Origin of the sequence: Pedobacter glucosidilyticus DSM 23534, from assembly GCF_000425145.1 — a bacterium.
Taxonomy (GTDB): Bacteria; Bacteroidota; Bacteroidia; order Sphingobacteriales; family Sphingobacteriaceae; genus Pseudopedobacter; species Pseudopedobacter glucosidilyticus.
Window position 1 is genome coordinate 1 of sequence record NZ_AULF01000021.1, and the last position, 15,966, is coordinate 15,966.

Consider the following 15,966-nt stretch of genomic DNA (forward strand, 5'->3'; position numbering starts at 1 on the left):
GTTCTTTTCCTGTACCGTGGTGTCTATACTCACGGTATCATCATGACCGTCTTTGCCGTTAACCCTGATGCTTTCCTGCAAAATCAGTTCTACTCCTTTTTCCCCAATACGATGTCTAAAATGAACCAGCTCTGAGGCCTCACAGGGGGCACCACATACAAAAGTAGATTCTCCACAAAAGTATTGGTAATAATTGTTCTCGCTCCATTGCTCTACAACGCTTTCATCTGATACGTTACGGATATGTTTCAACATCAGTAAACCCACCATTAAACGTATGGGCTTGGCCGGACGGCCGTTATCCTTACAATAGAGTGGGGCAAAGGCCTTTTCAAAAACACTCCAATCTATCCTGTTGGCAAGTAAAAATAAGGGATGGTGGCGGTTTAGGGTGTGCTCAAAAGTGAAAAATAGGCTGGTTTGATTCTCTGGTTTTTTATTGGGAAGCATCTTAAATATTTGCAAGTTTTACGATATAAATATAACAAATCTTGCAATTATTTCACAATAAAATTATACGCAAAGTGTTGATAATCATAATTTTATATACTTCTTAAGACTCGACTAAATAATACTCCTAAAAGCAAGCAATTTTAAGACTTTGGCATCATACAAAAATTCAAAAGCCATCTGCTAAAATTAACAGATGGCTTTTGCTTTGATGATTTTATCTCTTGCTATTTAGATAAATACATTGATTTCTCTTTGTATAACTGAATAAAATATGGGTCTTCTAAAGATTTGATGAAACGGATAGCTTCTCCGGTTGATTTCATCTCAGGACCTAATTCTTTCTGAATTTCAGGGAATTTATGGTGAGAGAAAACGGGTTCTTTAATAGCATAACCTTCTAATTTTCTTTCTATTTTAAAGTCTTTTAACTTCTTAGTACCCAACATTACTTTAGTTGCGATATTGATATAAGGCACATCATAAGCTTTAGCAATAAAAGGAACCGTTCTTGATGCTCTTGGGTTTGCCTCTATCACATAAACATCCTCGTTTTTAATAGCAAACTGGATATTCATTAAACCTCTAATATCTAAAGCTCTAGCAAGTTTTTCTGTATACTCTTCCATTTTGCCAATAACTGCATCAGATAAATTAAACGGAGGTAAAACCGAGAATGAATCTCCGGAGTGAATACCCGCAGGCTCAATATGCTCCATTAAACCAATGATATGTACATCCTCGCCATCAAAAATAGAATCTGATTCTGCTTCTTCTGCTCTGTCTAAGAAATGATCAATTAAAACCCTGTTTCCTGGTAAATCTCCAAGTAATTTTACAACAGCTTTTTCTAAATCTTCATCGTTGATAACGATGCTCATACCTTGACCACCTAATACATAAGACGGACGAACCAATACCGGGTAACCTACTTCATTAGCTACTTTTATAGCTTCTTCAGCATCTTCTGCTACGCCGTATCGTGGATAAGGGATGTCTAATTCTCTCAATAAATCAGAGAAACGACCACGGTCTTCGGCAATGTCCATATTATTGTAAGAAGTACCTATAATTTTGATGCCTTTTTCGTGTAACTTCTCAGCCATTTTTAAGGCTGTTTGGCCACCAAGCTGTACAATTACACCTTCTGGTTGTTCTAAATCAATAATTTCTCTTACATGCTCCCAAAAAACAGGCTCGAAGTACAATTTATCTGCCATGTTAAAATCTGTAGATACTGTTTCTGGGTTACAGTTTACCATAATAGCTTCATATCCTTCTTGGCCAGCAGCAATTAAGCCGTGTACGCAAGAATAATCAAACTCTATACCTTGGCCTATACGGTTTGGACCAGAACCTAAAACAATGATTTTCTTTTTGTCTGATGGACGAGATTCATTTTCGCCCTCGTAAGTAGAGTAGTAGTATGGCGTTTGTGCCGGAAACTCTGCCGCACAAGTATCCACCATTTTATAAACTCGGTTTAAACCTAGTTCTTTTCTTCTATCGTAAACCTCATCTTCTGTTACGTTACCTAAAATCCAAGCAATTTGAACATCAGAGAAGCCTTTTTGCTTCACCGTAAGGAAAATATCTTTAGGGATGTTGTTTAAGTTGTATCGTTTAAGTTCTTGCTCTAAGGTTACCAATTCTTGTATTTGGTTTAAGAACCACTTATCTATTTTGGTAACTTTTCTTACTGATTCTATCGGCACACCCATTCTTAAAGCATCTTTGATAGCAAATAATCTATCCCAACTTGGATGCTCTAGCTTATGCATGATGTCTTCGATGTTGCGGTTTTGTCTGCCATCGGCACCTAAACCTGCTCTGCCTATCTCTAAAGACTGACAAGCTTTTTGTAATGCTTCAATAAAAGAACGACCGATAGCCATTACCTCACCTACAGATTTCATCTGTAAACCAAGCTCGGTATTAGCACCTTTAAATTTATCGAAATTCCAACGTGGAACCTTAACAATTACATAATCTATCGTAGGCTCAAAATAAGCCGAAGTTGTTTTAGTGATTTGATTTTCTAGCTCGTCTAGGTTATAACCGATAGCCAATTTAGCAGCAATTTTCGCAATTGGGTAACCAGTAGCTTTAGACGCTAAAGCTGATGAACGAGAAACACGTGGGTTAATTTCAATAGCGATAATTTCATCGTTTACTGGATTTACAGAGAACTGTACATTACAACCACCTGCAAAATTACCAATAGCCCTCATCATTTTGATGGCTTGGTTACGCATATCTTGGTAGCAACGGTCAGAAAGTGTCATCGCAGGAGCTACTGTAATAGAATCTCCGGTATGGATCCCCATAGGGTCGAAGTTTTCTATAGAACAGATGATGATAACGTTATCTTTATTATCTCTTAATAGCTCTAATTCATACTCTTTCCAGCCTAATACAGCTTGCTCTACCAAAACCTCATGCGTAGGCGAAGCTTGTAAACCGTGAGAAAGCGCTGCATCAAAATCTTCTTTTTTATGTACGAAACCCCCTCCGTAACCTCCTAAAGTATAAGAAGGACGAATTACCAACGGGAAGCCAATTTCTTGAGCTGCTTCTTTACCTTCTAAAAAAGAGTTTGCGATTTTAGATTTTGCAACCCCAATGCCAATATCAACCATCAATTGTCTAAAGGCTTCGCGGTTTTCTGTTTTCTCAATGGCAGCGGTATCAACACCAACAATTCTTACATTATATTTTTCCCAAATACCACGCTCTTCTGCCTCGATAGCCAAGTTAAGCGCAGTTTGACCACCCATAGTAGGTAAAACCGCATCAATTTTACGTTCTTGTAAAATCTCTTCTATAGAAGCTACAGTTAAAGGTTTTAAATAAACATGGTCTGCAATAACCTTATCCGTCATGATAGTTGCCGGATTTGAGTTGATGATGGAAACCTCAATACCTTCGTCTTTTAAAGATAAAGCGGCTTGTGAACCAGCATAATCAAATTCGCAAGCTTGACCGATAATAATAGGACCAGATCCGATGATCAGGATGGATTTAATGGAAGTATCTTTTGGCATGTGCGTAAATTATTTGTGGGTTTTCTTACGCGATAAAAAGAAAAACCCGACTTGTTTGTCGGGATGCAAAGATAGAAAAATTGTGCTTATTGAGATATCTTTTTTTTTAATTTATCACGAAGCTTAAATTATCTCAAATTAAATATTACAGGAAGAGTGTAAGATGATTTTACTGGAACTCCTCTTGTTGTGGCTGGTTCCCAATTAGCCGATTTTTGTAAAACTCGTATCGCTTCTCTGGTTAAAGTCTCCGATGGAGACTTTATCACCTTAAAACTATTAAGGCTACCATCTGCTTCAACTACAAAATTCACAATTACTCTGCCCGTTACTTTGGCAATCCTATCCTCTGGAGGGTAACTTATATTATTTCTTAAAAATTCAAATAAAGCTTTCTGACCACCTTTAAATGTAGCCAAAGTTTCCCTAACGGTATACTTACCAGTTTTTCCATTTATTAATTTATATGTACCAGATTGTAATACACCCTTTGAAAAAACTTCTTCATAATCAATCTGCGTTTTTAAATCTTGCAATACCCATAACCCATCTTTATAACCACCTTTATAAGGACCTTTACTTACCCAATTTTCACTTCTAGTTTCTACTACTCCGTTACCTTCACCATCTAAGAACTTTCTACCTGTAGAATCTCCCATTTGTAAAAGTTTATAATTGGTTTCTGCCATGTTGTACCTATCTAATGGTACTTCAAAATAACGATACGATTTTAGCTCTCCGTTTCTGAAATATTCATAAGCAGGGCCAACTAATTTGTTTTCTGCGTAGACTTTAACAGCCTCCTTTTTCCCATCATCGTAATAAGTAGTAACCTCTCCTTCTAACATAGCTGACTTCGTGGAAGAAGTTCTTCCCGTTCTTTTCAGTGTACCACTTTTATAGTACTCAACCAGTTTATGATAAGTTTCTCCAGAATCTGGAGAGCTTATAGTTCTGATATAATCTGCACTATCTTTTTCTTGAACTTGCTTACCGTTTTTCTTGAAATAGTAGGTGTTATGTTTTTCTTGGGCTTGTGTTAGTTCTACTATTGAAAGTAGAATAATGGTTAGTAATAGTTTCATAAAAGAATCACTTAAAGTTTAAATACGATTGGCAGACTATAATTTACGCGTACAGCCTTACCTCTATTTTCTCCTGGAGTCCAGTTTGGAGAGTCAGTCATAACACGTAGTGCTTCATTTGCCAGCTCATCATCTGGCGATCTCATGACCCTTAGGTTGGTTAAACTACCATCTTTTTCTACTGTAAAATTCAAAATTACCCTACCCTGTATTTTATTGGCTCTAGCAATTGAAGGGTAAACTAGCCTTCTAGAAAGATATTCACTAAATTTATTGCCTCCACCTCTAAATTGAGGTAATTTAAATTTCTCCTTGTAATTGATGATTTTTCCATCCTCATCTATTCTTTTCCCACTTATGAATTTACCATGATCATAAAATTCCTCAAAAGAAGTATTAGTTTTAAAATCTCGTTCTTTCCAAAGACCATTTTTATACCCATTTACATAAAATCCTTCTTCCTGATAATCTGCTGTTTTTAAATCTACTTTACCATTGCCTTCATTATCCAAAAATTTCTTGCCTAAAACATCATTAACTTCAAGCACTCTAAAATTAGTATCGATATAAGACTTCTCCATATCAGTAGGTTTATCAAAAACTTTAACTAGCTTAATTTGACCATTTTCATAAAACTCTTTTTGTTCGCCTAAAAGTTTTCCACTGCTGTAAGACTGTTCTTTCTCTTTGATACCATTTTCATTGTAAACAGTAATAATACCTTCTAATTTTATGCTTATAACAGATGAGGTTTTACCACTTCTTTTTGGTTTTCCATTTTTATAAAACTCTTCCAGCTTAAATAATTTTTCATTACCAGTAATTGCGCTTATAGTTCTGATATAATCTGCGCTATCTTTCTCTTGAACTTCTTTACCGTTTTTATTGAAATAGTAGGTGTTTTGTTTTTCTTGAGCATAGGTGCTACCTGCTATTAGCATAAGCAGTAGCATCATCAGATTCTTCATGGTGTTATAGGTTTTATTTTTTATGGTTTTAGGTAAACATTTGTTTAAATATAGTACAATTTAAAAATTCGCATCAAGTTGACTAAACAATTACCTAGAAAAAGCAATTTTATTAATATCATCTCAAATTAAATAGAATTGGAAGAGTGTAAGATGACTTTATTGGAATTCCTCTTTGCAGAGCTGGTTCCCAATTTGGCGACTGCTGTAAAACACGTATTGCTTCTTTTGTTAAAGTCTCAGAAGGAGACTTTAATACCTTAAAACTATTAAGGCTTCCATCTGCTTCTACTATAAAACTAATTTGAACACTGCCCGTTATTTTTGCTAATTTATCCTCAGTTGGATATCTTAAATTACCTTTTAAAAATTCAAATAAAGTTTGCTCTCCGTTTTTAAATTTAGCTAAAGTTTGTTTAACAGTATAAACTCCTGTTTTACCATCCGTCAACTTATAAGTACCAGATTGCAAAACACCTTTAGCATAAATCTCTTCATAAACAATCTGCGTTTTTAAATCTTGCATTTGCCACAAACCATCTTTATAGCCATCTTTATAAAGGCCTTTTTCTGCCCAGGTTTCACTTCTACTTTCTACCACCCCGTTACCTTCACCATCTAAGAACTTTCTACCTGTAGAATCTCCTATTTGTAAGGTTTTATAATTTATTTCTACTTTGTTATACTTGGCAGAGGGCACATCATAATAACGATATGATTTTAACTCTTCATTTTTAAAATACTCATAAGCAGGACCAACTAATCTATTTCCTACATAGTTTTTTAAACTTGCTCTTTTCCCATTATCATAAAAAGTAGTAACTTCTCCTTCTAATTTTACTTCCTCCTTGGAGGAAGTTGTTCCAATTCTTTTAATAGCACCATTTTTATAATATTCTATCAATTTAAAGTAAGTTTTTCTAGATTCAGGAGAGCTTATAGTTCTGATATAATCTGCACTATCTTTGTCTTGAACTTCTTTACCGTTTTTGTTGAAATAGTAGGTGTTTTGTTTTTCTTGAGCAGAGGTGCTACCTGCTATTAGCATAAGCAGTAGCATGATTACATTCTTCATGGTGTTATTGATTTTTATTATCTAAGGTTTTAGGTAAAATGTTTATTTAAATATAAATGCAATTTATCACTTAAAATTAAGCTGTATCAGCAGCCTTATAAGCTTTTTTGGCAAAAAACTTAAGCTCAAATAAACCATAATGATCTCTCGAATTGGCCAGAGAACAATATTTTTATATCGTTCTATTTACTTAACTAAAACAATTAATTATTTAAGCCAAATACAAAAGGGAGATTATCAGATGACTTTATTGGACTTCTTTTTAGCTGCTCAAACCGAACTCACGTTAGTTAAAAATAAATACTAAGTAAGAATAACCACTTATCTCAGGCAATACAGAATAATATTTTAATTGTATTTTAGATTCTTCTGCCACCTTAAATTTTATATTATCTATAGTTAATTCTTTCGTGTCCCTGTTATAAAAGTAATCTACAATTTTAATAGCTTCCTCTCCCTCACATTTTATGGCGCCATGGTTAATGGTTAATTTTCCATTTGTTCCAAATTGATAAGTGTCATCCTGCTCGCAGTTTAAAAAAGGATGGTATTGCACATTCGTAGAAGGATTAGATGCCGTATTTGCATCTGTTAAAGATGGTTTCCATACTTTAGATGTTATGGTAACAGTAGAATTTTCACTCTTTTTGCAGCTTAAAAAGCTCAGGAAGAATATCAATAAAAGAATGTTTTTGTTAAGCATAGTTATTATAGTTTGGTTAAAATTATCTTTTTTCACAAACGCTATCTGGAAGAAATAATATTACCCTAATTTAAATACAATAGGTATATTAAAACTAACTCTAACCGGTTTACCGCTTCTAATACCAGGCTTCCATTTTGGTGATACCATTAAAACCCTTAGTGCTTCTTTATCTATGGAGGGAAAAACAGATTGAATAATTTTAAATTCAGTTAAAGTACCATCTTTTTCTACAATAAAATTCATAATTACCCGTCCTTGTTTTCCAGTATCTCTGGCATCTGCAGGGTAAACAAGGTTTCTTGATAAAAAATCACTAAATGCCTTAAATCCACCTACAAAATCAGGTACTGTATCAACATCAAAAAATAACTCTAAAGATTTTCCATCATTCTCTTTTCTAACTCTTTGCACCAGTTGTCCTGATCTATACTCTTCTTCTAATGTAAAGCTGTCTTGTCTATTAGAAGATTTCCAAATTCCATTTTTTAAACCGTTTAAATAATCTCCTTGTAGAGCAAATCCATCTCTATAAATAATATTAAAATGCCCTGTGCCTGTGCTATCTAAAAAGGAATTGCCTAAAGAATCAGCAAAATAAATAATCTTGCAATGAGATTCCTCCATGTGAAGTTTAACAGGCATTTTATAAATTGCTTTTTCATTTAACACCCCGTTAGGATAATAAACCTTAAACTCTCCATATTTAAAATTTTTCTGATAAAAACCCATTTCTTTTTTATTTCCATTAGGATAATAGTCTCTGCAATAACCTTCTAAAATAAGCTTAGGTTCAAAAGAACTTACGTAACCTAATCTTTTAACTTTACCGTTTTTATAATTTTCAATCAGTTCAAAAAATACCTGACCAGAGTCTGGTTCAGAAATAACTCTTATAAAATCTGCACTGTCTCTTTCTTTAACTAATTCTCCGTTATATTTAAGAAAATAAATATTTTGCCTTTTTTGTGCTGTTACATTTATGGTAATAAATAATAAAAATATTGTTGTTAATGATTTCATTTTAAAAGTTATTTCTATTGGTATTATGGTAGCTATCAAATGAGGATCTTTCAAATGGATTTTGATATTCTGCTTTCTCTTGTAAGTTAAATACTATTGGAACCGTATAAGAAATCCTAACGAATTTTCCATTTTGTATACCCGGTTTCCATTTAGGGCTTTTCGATAATACCCTTAAAGCTTCTTCGCCACAGCCGCCACCAATACCTCTAAGTATTTTCAAATTCGCTAAGGATCCGTCTTTCTCAACAACAAAATTTATTATTATTCGTCCTTTTATATTTTGCTCTTTAGCCTCCTTTGGGTAATATAAATTACGACTTAAAAATTCTCCAAATGCTGCATTTCCTCCAGGAAATTCTGGTAAAGTTTCTCTAGCTTTATATTCAAAAACTTTTCCATCCCTCTCTATTCTTTTTCCATTTCTGAATTGCCCTAACTGATACATTTCTTCTATGATAGAACCATCAGTAATATCAAATGATTTCCAAAGTCCATATTTTAATCCTTCTCTATAAAACCCTTCCTTAAAAGAACCATTTGTAGAAACCATTTTAAACTGTCCTGTACCGGTACTATCAAGAAACGATTTTCCTAAAGAATCTGCCAAATAAGTCACAATACCACCATCAAAAGAGTCTTTAATACTTATTGGCGTTTTATAATTTTTTTTCTCTCTCAAGACTCCATTATGATAATAGTATCTAAATAAGCCCACTTTTAAATTTTTCTGATAAAACCCGATTTGTTCTTTAGCTCCATTTGGATAAAAATCTGTGCAATAACCATCTAAAACCAAATTAGGTAAAAATGAGCTTACATGTCCTAATCTTCGGATTTTTCCATCTTTATAATACTCTATCAATTCATAGTTTACCATTCCAGAATCTGGCTCTCTGATAATTCTTATGAAATCTGCGCTGTCTTTTTCTTTAACAGATTTTCCATTTTCTTTTAAAAAATAAATGTTTTGTCTTTTTTGAGCCGATACTGAAAAAGAAATCAAAAGCACTAATAATAGATACAAGTTTTTCATTTTTAAATTGGTAGAATGATTTTATACGTAGTAAATTTATTAATTTGGAATGAAGATTGCTAATATTGAGCTAAATTTTGAATATATGAAAAAGGTATTAATTTATACACTTTTAGTGTTTTTATTTTTTACTAGCTGTGCAACTGTTCAATCTGTAGTACGCTCGGTTTTTCCTTATACGGCTACTTTAATCATCCCCGCTGCGAATAGCAGCAATAACGCTTTTAGCATCAGTAGCGCTGCCCGCAGTTTCGATCAAATTTTTACCGGACAAACCAATAACAACCAAATTTCACAAGTTCGTATTGCATCAGCTAGGATAGATGCTATAAGTCCTACAACGCAAAACTTAGGCACTTTCAAGTCGATTAAATTGTATTTGGTAAACGGCAAAGAACAAACTTTAGTAGCTACTAGAACAGATATTGCAGCTACTGCCGGAAGATCTATTATGCTAGATACTGATAATAGTAAACTGTTGGATGATTATCTTAAAACAGGAACTTCGAGCATTAAAATGGAGTATGTGCTACAGAACAACTTACAGGTAGACCTTAGTGTTAAAGTAAGTTTAAGCTTTAATGTAGCTACGCCTACTAGATAAGGTTTTCAAAAAGTAGAAAGTCAAAAGTACATAGTATAAAGATGCCTAAATAGCGATATTTTAAAGTAGAAAGTACAGCGTATAAAGTATAAAGACCCTAAAGAGCAGATATTTAGGAACTTCCAATAATGTTTAAACAATCTTTCCGAAGAACGAGGACGGCCTATGAAGATTTGGACGTGAAGTCAAATAAATCTTTTGCAAAAACTTTCATTATGCACTGGCGGGAAACAATCCGACGGGTGTTGTAGTAGCTTTCAATATGCAAACCCCTTCACACCACTCAGGATTGTGGATAAAGATTTATTTAGACGTAACAACAAATATTCATCAGCCTTGAGTTTTTGGCAACTTTTTTATCAAGAAAAAAGTAGCTAGGGTTGGCCGCCTATGAGGCTGGAAAGCCTTGTGCGGAGATGCCATTTTAATCTTTAATGATATTAATTATCCGCCTCATGAGCCGGCGGGGCCCATTACTTTTTAGAGGAAAAAAGTAATCAAAATCCTTGATCAATCCCACAGGAGCCTTTGTCGCACACCCCTTAACACACTCAAAAACAGGGAGCGCTTATTTTTGCTCGTTTATGCTTATTGAAAGTTAGTAAAAACTCGAACACAAAACCGCATGCGCTATAGGCTTGGTTGTGCAAGATTTTTAATTTCTGCTCCTGTTTTTCGTCTTTCCGGCTCTTGGGGATTGCTCATGCGCTTCGGGATAGTCTGTTTTTTATGAATGTTTGTTCCTTTCTGGAAGTATCTGTAAGTATAAAGTACTGATTAGAAAGCAGAAAGGCTTTTTAAATCGGATATTTAGGAACTTCCAATAATATTAAACCAAACTTTCCGAAGAACGAAAGACGGCCTATGAAGATTTGGAAGTATAGGTAAATAAATCTTTTGCAAAAACTTTCATTATGCACTGGCGGGAGGGAAACAATCCGACGGGTGTTGTAGTAGCTTTCAATATGCAAAAACATTCACACCACTCAGGATTGTGCATAAAGATTTATTTAGACGTAACAACAAATATTCATCAGCCTTGAGTTTTTGGCAACTTTTTTATCAAGAAAAAAGTGGCTAGCGTTGGCCGCCTATGAAGCCGGAGAGCCTTGAGCGCTAAGCCTACTAATTCAAAGATCTTTAATGATATTAATTATCCGCCTCAAGAGCCGGCGGGGCCCATTACTTTTTAGAGGAAAAAAGTAATCAAAATCCTTGATCAATCCCACAGGAGCCTTTGTCGCACACCCCTTAACACACTCAAAAACAGGGAGCGCTCATTTTTGCTCGTTTATGCTTATTGAAAGTTAGTAAAAACTCGAACACAAAACCGCATGCGCTATAGGCTTGGTTGTGCAAGATTTTTAATTTCTGCTCCTGTTTTTCGTCTTTCCGGCTCTTGGGGATTGCTCATGCGCTTCGGGATAGTCTGTTTTTTTATGAATGGTTGCTCTTTTCTGGAAGTATCTGTAAGTATAAAGTACTGATTAGAAAGCAGAAAGGCTTTTTAAATCGGATATTTAGGAACTTCCAATAATATTAAACCAAACTTTCCGAAGAACGAAAGACGGCCTATGAAGATTTGGAAGTATAGGTAAATAAATCTTTTGCAAAAACTTTCATTATGCACTGGCGGGAGGGAAACAATCCGACGGGTGTTGTAGAAGCTTTCAATATGCAAAAACATTCACACCACTCAGGATTGTGCATAAAGATTTATTTAGACGTAACAACAAATATTCATCAGCCTTGAGTTTTTGGCAACTTTTTTATCAAGAAAAAAGTGGCTAGTGTTGGCCGCCTATGAGGCCGGAGAGCCTTGAGCGCTAAGCCTACTAATTCAAAGATCTTTAATGATAATAATTATCCGCCTCAAGAGCCGGCGGGGCCCATTACTTTTTAGAGGAAAAAAGTAATCAAAATCCTTGATCAATCCCACAGGAGCCTTTGTCGCACAAGGCTTACCCACACTCAAAAACAGGGAGCGCTTATTTTTGCTCGTTTATGCTTATTGAAAAAAGCTCGAACACAAAACCGCATGCGCTATAGGCTTGGAAGTGCAAGATTTTTTAATTTCTGCTATTGTTTTTTCGTTTTTCCGGCTCTGGGGGATTGCCCATGCTTTTCGGGATAGCCTGTTTTTTTATGAATGGTTGCTCTTTTCTGGAGTATAAAGTAAAAAGTACAGAGTAGAAAGTATAAAGAACCTAAAATTGAGATTTTTAGGAACTGCCTTTAAATATAAAACTCATCTTTCCTAAGAACGAGGGATGGCCTATGGAGATTTGGAAGTGTAGTCAAATAAATCTTTTGTATAAACTTTCATAAAACACTAGCAGGAAACAATCCGACGGGTGTTGTAAATACTTTCATCAAGCAAAACCCTTCACACCACTTAGGATTGTGGATAAAGATTTATTTAGACGTAACAACAAATATTCATCAGCCTTGAGTTTTTGGCAACTTTTTTATCAAGAAAAAAGTGGCTAGGGTTGGCCGCCTATGAGGCCGGAAAGCCTTGTGCGTAATTGCCCAATTTTAAGACATATAACAGCGTTAAAGATATTAAAATCCTTAAACCCAATTACCTTTATTTTTTTAACATCACATTTATCATAGAAGAAACACCAGCCTTTACAAATAAACCAGCTTTACTTTTATGATCTGCTGCAAAAGCTTCTTCTGTTTGCTGTTGTTTCAATCCTAATGAAAGTCCTAAAATTAAAATTACAGGAACTATTAACATGATAAATGGCGATATAGTGGTTGATATTTTTTTCATCTTATGTTGTTTTATCGTTTTGTTGAAACAAATATTCACCATCTTTTTAGCTTCCTAAAAAGTATTATACTAAGCCCCTATATTTAAAGACGAATAGCCATTTTAGCAGATAAACCCATTTTTAAAGACCATTACCTGTTGGTAGATAAAATACGGGCGTTGGTAGAAAAAAACTGTTTAAAACAGTATAAAAATCAATAATTTTAAGACATTAGACAACATGAACTGGAGAAAGAAAATAATGCTACACGCTATGGTATGGGCTTTTTTAATTGCCCTATTTACCTTGGTAGCTTCTGGCGGATTTAACTCTAGCAAGGGTTTTTACATCCATTTCATCAATATGTCTATCCTTAACGTGATTATCTTTTACGTTAACCTCTATATCATTATCCCGGCAACACTAAACAAAAGGAAGTTCTTTTTATGGTTTTTCTCTTGCTCAGCAGTAGTGATATTGTTTACATTAATAAAATATGCCGAAAGCTTCTATATGTTTAAGCTGAGCAATTTAGACATCACCATAGAGGGTAAAAAAATAGCCGATAACGAGTTTTGGGCTAATATCATTTCCTTCTTTCTTACCAATGGCTTCTTTATATTCTTAAGTACTGTTTATAAATTTACTGTCGACTGGTTTTTTAATGAGAAAGAAAAAAGCGATTTAGAAAAGCAAAGTTTATCGGCAGAGTTGGCCTTTCTAAAATCGCAGATTAACCCCCACTTTTTATTTAACTCGCTAAATAATATTTACTCTTTAGCCTATCAAAAATCTGATGCAACACCCAACGCTATTCTAAAACTATCAGAAATTATGCGCTATATGCTCTACGAGAGTAATGATAGCAGGGTAAATTTGGCTAAAGAGATTAATTATCTACAAAGTTATATAGAGCTTCAAAAGTTAAGGTTTAGAGAAGGCGCTCATGTTGTTTTAGAGGTAGAGGGCGAAGTTAAAGACCAAGTTATTGTACCCTTAATTTTAATATCTTTTGTAGAAAACGCTTTTAAACACGGTGTAGCTACTGATGAACGTAACCCTATTTATATCAATATTTCGCTGTTTGAAAACACCCTACTTTTTACGCTACGTAACCTTAAGAACAAGCAAAACAAAGATCAAACTGGTGGTATAGGTATGGTAAATGTAAAAAGAAGATTAGACCTCACCTATCCACAGCAATATAAACTTACCGTAGAAGATGGCGAAGAGCATTATTTCTGCGAATTATATTTAAATTTATAGCCATGATACGCTGCCTTGTTGTAGATGACGAGCCTTTGGCTATCGATATAATCTCTGATTATATCGAGAAAATACCTTTTCTTACCCTAGTTAAAAGCTATCAAAACCCTATTGAAGCTTTAATGGCCGTACAAAACGGCGAAGCTGATTTGGTTTTCCTTGATGTGCAAATGCCAGAACTAACAGGTATTCAGTTTTTAAAAATCGCTAACGGGAAGTGTAAGGTAATTTTAACTACTGCCTACCAAGAGTATGCTTTAGAAGGTTATGAGCTTAATGTGGTTGATTATCTATTAAAGCCAGTAGCTTTTGAGCGTTTTTACCAAGCAGCACAAAAAGCACAACAATTGTTATGTAATGTAGCGGCTCCGCTTCCTGTAGAAACTAATGCTGCTCCAGCCCCCATCAATAATTTTATTTTTGTTAAAACGGAGCATAAAATCCAAAAGATATACTTAAATGATATTTTGTTTATTGAGGGTTTGAAAGATTATATCTCCATCTATACCAAAACAGAACGTATCATTACCTTGCAAAGCATGAAAAAAATGGAGGATGTTTTACCAGAGCATCAATTCATCAGGGTACATAAATCTTATATTCTTGCTTTAGATAAAATTGAAAGTATAGAGCGTAGCCGCATCAGTATTGGAGATAAAATTATCCCGATAGGAGACACCTACCGGGATGGATTTTTTAAAGCTATCGAGAGCAGAAATGTTTAATCCTCGAAAGTAATCACAATCTTTCCAAACTGATCTGATTGATCCATTAAACGGATAGCTTTTTCTGCATCTTCGCAAGGAAAAACGCTTTCTACCACAGGTTTAATTTCATGTTTGGTCATAAATTGTAGCATATCCTCAAATTCTTGAGCCGTACCCATCGTTGTACCCATAATTTGTAGTTGTTTCCAGAAGATGATACGGGCATTAAGAGGTGGTAAATCTCCGGCAGTAGCGCCAAAGAAAACCAAACGAGCACCAGGTTTTACGTGGTTTAAGTGTTTAGCAAAACCTTCGCCAATAGCGCTATCTATAATCACATCAAAACCATCAGCAGCTAAGGCTTGCAAATCTGTATCATAACTTGGGCTTTTATAGTTTATACCACCCTTTGCTCCTAGCGTAATTGCTTTGGCTATTTTATCATCAGAACCAGAGGTTACATAAACCTCAGCACCTGCATAAACAGCCCAAAGTAAAGCAAAAGTAGCTGCGCCACCACCTATACCCACAATCAATACTTTTTCATTTTTTTTAAGCTGCGCTTTGGTAAATAAAGCCCGGTATGCGGTTAATCCTGCCAAGGGGAAAGCTGCAGCTTCTATATGGTTTAGATATTTAGGCTTTTCGTAAACTTGTGCTACAGGTACTTTAACATAGGCTGCAAAAGTACCATCATCTGGCAAACCTAATATTTTAAAGTCTTTTCCTTGATAATTTGGAGCATCGCCCCAGTTAAATGATGGGTTGATAACTACTTCTTTGCTTATCCAGTGTTGGTTGGCATCGTCATAAACTTCTGCCACAACACCACAGCCATCAGAACCTAAAGTAATAGGGAACTTTAAGCCTGCATATTTGCCTTGTTGTATCCAGTAATCTCTACGATTAAAAGCTGCTGCTTTAATCTTTACCAATACCTCGCCAGTATTGAGCGTAGGTTTGCTAACTTCTTCTAATTTAAGGGGTTCTTTTATGCCGTGAAGCACTAAAGCTTTCATCATCTTTTAAATTTGTTGTATATAAAAAATATGATTGCCAATACAATCACCACAACAAATATACCTACATAATAACCAGCTTTAAAAATAGTACCTATAGCCTCGCAACTACTTAAAAAAGTTACCAGTAAAAGCAAACCGGGAATGGATAATTTTTTCATAAACATAAAAAAAGCGGAGAGATGAATTTCCCTCCGCTTTTATAAGCATTAAAATAATGCCAA

General features: G+C 34.7%; 13 protein-coding genes. 3 read left to right on the forward strand and 10 right to left on the reverse strand.

Annotated features, from left to right (window positions below; all coding sequences use genetic code 11):
* The 8 genes from H510_RS0108025 to H510_RS19565 form a co-directional block, all read right to left on the reverse strand.
* Positions 1-450: transposase (locus H510_RS0108025; protein ID WP_026903851.1), on the reverse strand; the 450-nt coding region annotated here is incomplete at its 3' end.
* A gap of 227 nt (positions 451-677) precedes the next feature.
* Positions 678-3,494: a carbamoyl-phosphate synthase large subunit gene (gene carB / locus H510_RS0108030; RefSeq protein WP_026903852.1), complete on the reverse strand. Its 2,817-nt coding sequence runs from the start codon at positions 3,492-3,494 to the stop codon at positions 678-680.
* A 128-nt stretch (positions 3,495-3,622) separates the two neighbouring features.
* A complete protein-coding gene (locus H510_RS0108035) occupies positions 3,623-4,579 on the reverse strand; it encodes an energy transducer TonB (protein ID WP_026903853.1) in 957 nt (318 codons plus the stop codon).
* 11 nt (positions 4,580-4,590) lie between these two features.
* Positions 4,591-5,547 carry an energy transducer TonB gene (locus H510_RS0108040; RefSeq protein ID WP_081659231.1) on the reverse strand — a complete coding sequence of 319 codons (957 nt, stop codon included), beginning with the start codon at positions 5,545-5,547 and terminating at the stop codon, positions 4,591-4,593.
* A 118-nt stretch (positions 5,548-5,665) separates the two neighbouring features.
* Positions 5,666-6,622 (reverse strand): energy transducer TonB, encoded by a 957-nt coding sequence (locus tag H510_RS0108045; protein ID WP_026903855.1) that lies wholly within the window; start codon positions 6,620-6,622, stop codon positions 5,666-5,668.
* A 286-nt stretch (positions 6,623-6,908) separates the two neighbouring features.
* Entirely contained in the window at positions 6,909-7,325 is a 417-nt protein-coding gene (locus H510_RS0108050; protein ID WP_155977892.1) for a hypothetical protein, read from the reverse strand.
* Positions 7,326-7,385: 60 nt separating this feature from the next.
* Positions 7,386-8,348 (reverse strand): energy transducer TonB, encoded by a 963-nt coding sequence (locus tag H510_RS19560; RefSeq protein ID WP_155977894.1) that lies wholly within the window; start codon positions 8,346-8,348, stop codon positions 7,386-7,388.
* Between the two features lies 1 nt (position 8,349).
* A complete protein-coding gene (locus H510_RS19565) occupies positions 8,350-9,384 on the reverse strand; it encodes an energy transducer TonB (protein WP_026903857.1) in 1,035 nt (344 codons plus the stop codon).
* A gap of 85 nt (positions 9,385-9,469) precedes the next feature.
* On the opposite strand from H510_RS19565, the gene H510_RS0108065 reads away from it, so the two are divergent.
* A complete protein-coding gene (locus tag H510_RS0108065) occupies positions 9,470-9,988 on the forward strand; it encodes a hypothetical protein (RefSeq protein ID WP_155977896.1) in 519 nt (172 codons plus the stop codon).
* Positions 9,989-12,578: 2,590 nt separating this feature from the next.
* On the opposite strand, the gene H510_RS0108070 is transcribed toward H510_RS0108065, so the two are convergent.
* Positions 12,579-12,770 (reverse strand): hypothetical protein, encoded by a 192-nt coding sequence (locus tag H510_RS0108070; RefSeq protein WP_026903859.1) that lies wholly within the window; start codon positions 12,768-12,770, stop codon positions 12,579-12,581.
* 220 nt (positions 12,771-12,990) lie between these two features.
* Here H510_RS0108070 and H510_RS0108075 point away from each other — a divergent pair, with 220 nt between their 5' ends.
* Together H510_RS0108075 and H510_RS0108080 are read left to right on the forward strand one after the other, a co-directional pair.
* Complete coding sequence (locus H510_RS0108075) at positions 12,991-14,016, forward strand: sensor histidine kinase (RefSeq protein ID WP_026903860.1); 1,026 nt, start codon at positions 12,991-12,993, stop codon at positions 14,014-14,016.
* A 2-nt stretch (positions 14,017-14,018) separates the two neighbouring features.
* Positions 14,019-14,741, forward strand: a complete 723-nt coding sequence (locus tag H510_RS0108080; RefSeq protein WP_026903861.1) for a LytR/AlgR family response regulator transcription factor — start codon at positions 14,019-14,021, stop codon at positions 14,739-14,741.
* On the opposite strand, the gene H510_RS0108085 is transcribed toward H510_RS0108080, so the two are convergent.
* Positions 14,738-15,745, reverse strand: coding sequence for a zinc-binding dehydrogenase (locus tag H510_RS0108085; RefSeq protein ID WP_245584806.1), 1,008 nt, complete (start codon positions 15,743-15,745; stop codon positions 14,738-14,740). The genes H510_RS0108080 and H510_RS0108085 overlap by 4 nt on opposite strands.
* Positions 15,746-15,966 lie beyond the last annotated feature (221 nt).

Coding starts and splice junctions, on each gene's coding strand:
- carB (WP_026903852.1), bottom strand. CDS start 3,494: ATGCCAAAAGATACTTCCATTAAATCCATCCTGATCATCGGATCTGGT.
- H510_RS0108035 (WP_026903853.1), bottom strand. CDS start 4,579: ATGAAACTATTACTAACCATTATTCTACTTTCAATAGTAGAACTAACA.
- H510_RS0108040 (WP_081659231.1), bottom strand. CDS start 5,547: ATGAAGAATCTGATGATGCTACTGCTTATGCTAATAGCAGGTAGCACC.
- H510_RS0108045 (WP_026903855.1), bottom strand. CDS start 6,622: ATGAAGAATGTAATCATGCTACTGCTTATGCTAATAGCAGGTAGCACC.
- H510_RS0108050 (WP_155977892.1), bottom strand. CDS start 7,325: ATGCTTAACAAAAACATTCTTTTATTGATATTCTTCCTGAGCTTTTTA.
- H510_RS19560 (WP_155977894.1), bottom strand. CDS start 8,348: ATGAAATCATTAACAACAATATTTTTATTATTTATTACCATAAATGTA.
- H510_RS19565 (WP_026903857.1), bottom strand. CDS start 9,384: ATGAAAAACTTGTATCTATTATTAGTGCTTTTGATTTCTTTTTCAGTA.
- H510_RS0108065 (WP_155977896.1), top strand. CDS start 9,470: ATGAAAAAGGTATTAATTTATACACTTTTAGTGTTTTTATTTTTTACT.
- H510_RS0108070 (WP_026903859.1), bottom strand. CDS start 12,770: ATGAAAAAAATATCAACCACTATATCGCCATTTATCATGTTAATAGTT.
- H510_RS0108075 (WP_026903860.1), top strand. CDS start 12,991: ATGAACTGGAGAAAGAAAATAATGCTACACGCTATGGTATGGGCTTTT.
- H510_RS0108080 (WP_026903861.1), top strand. CDS start 14,019: ATGATACGCTGCCTTGTTGTAGATGACGAGCCTTTGGCTATCGATATA.
- H510_RS0108085 (WP_245584806.1), bottom strand. CDS start 15,745: ATGATGAAAGCTTTAGTGCTTCACGGCATAAAAGAACCCCTTAAATTA.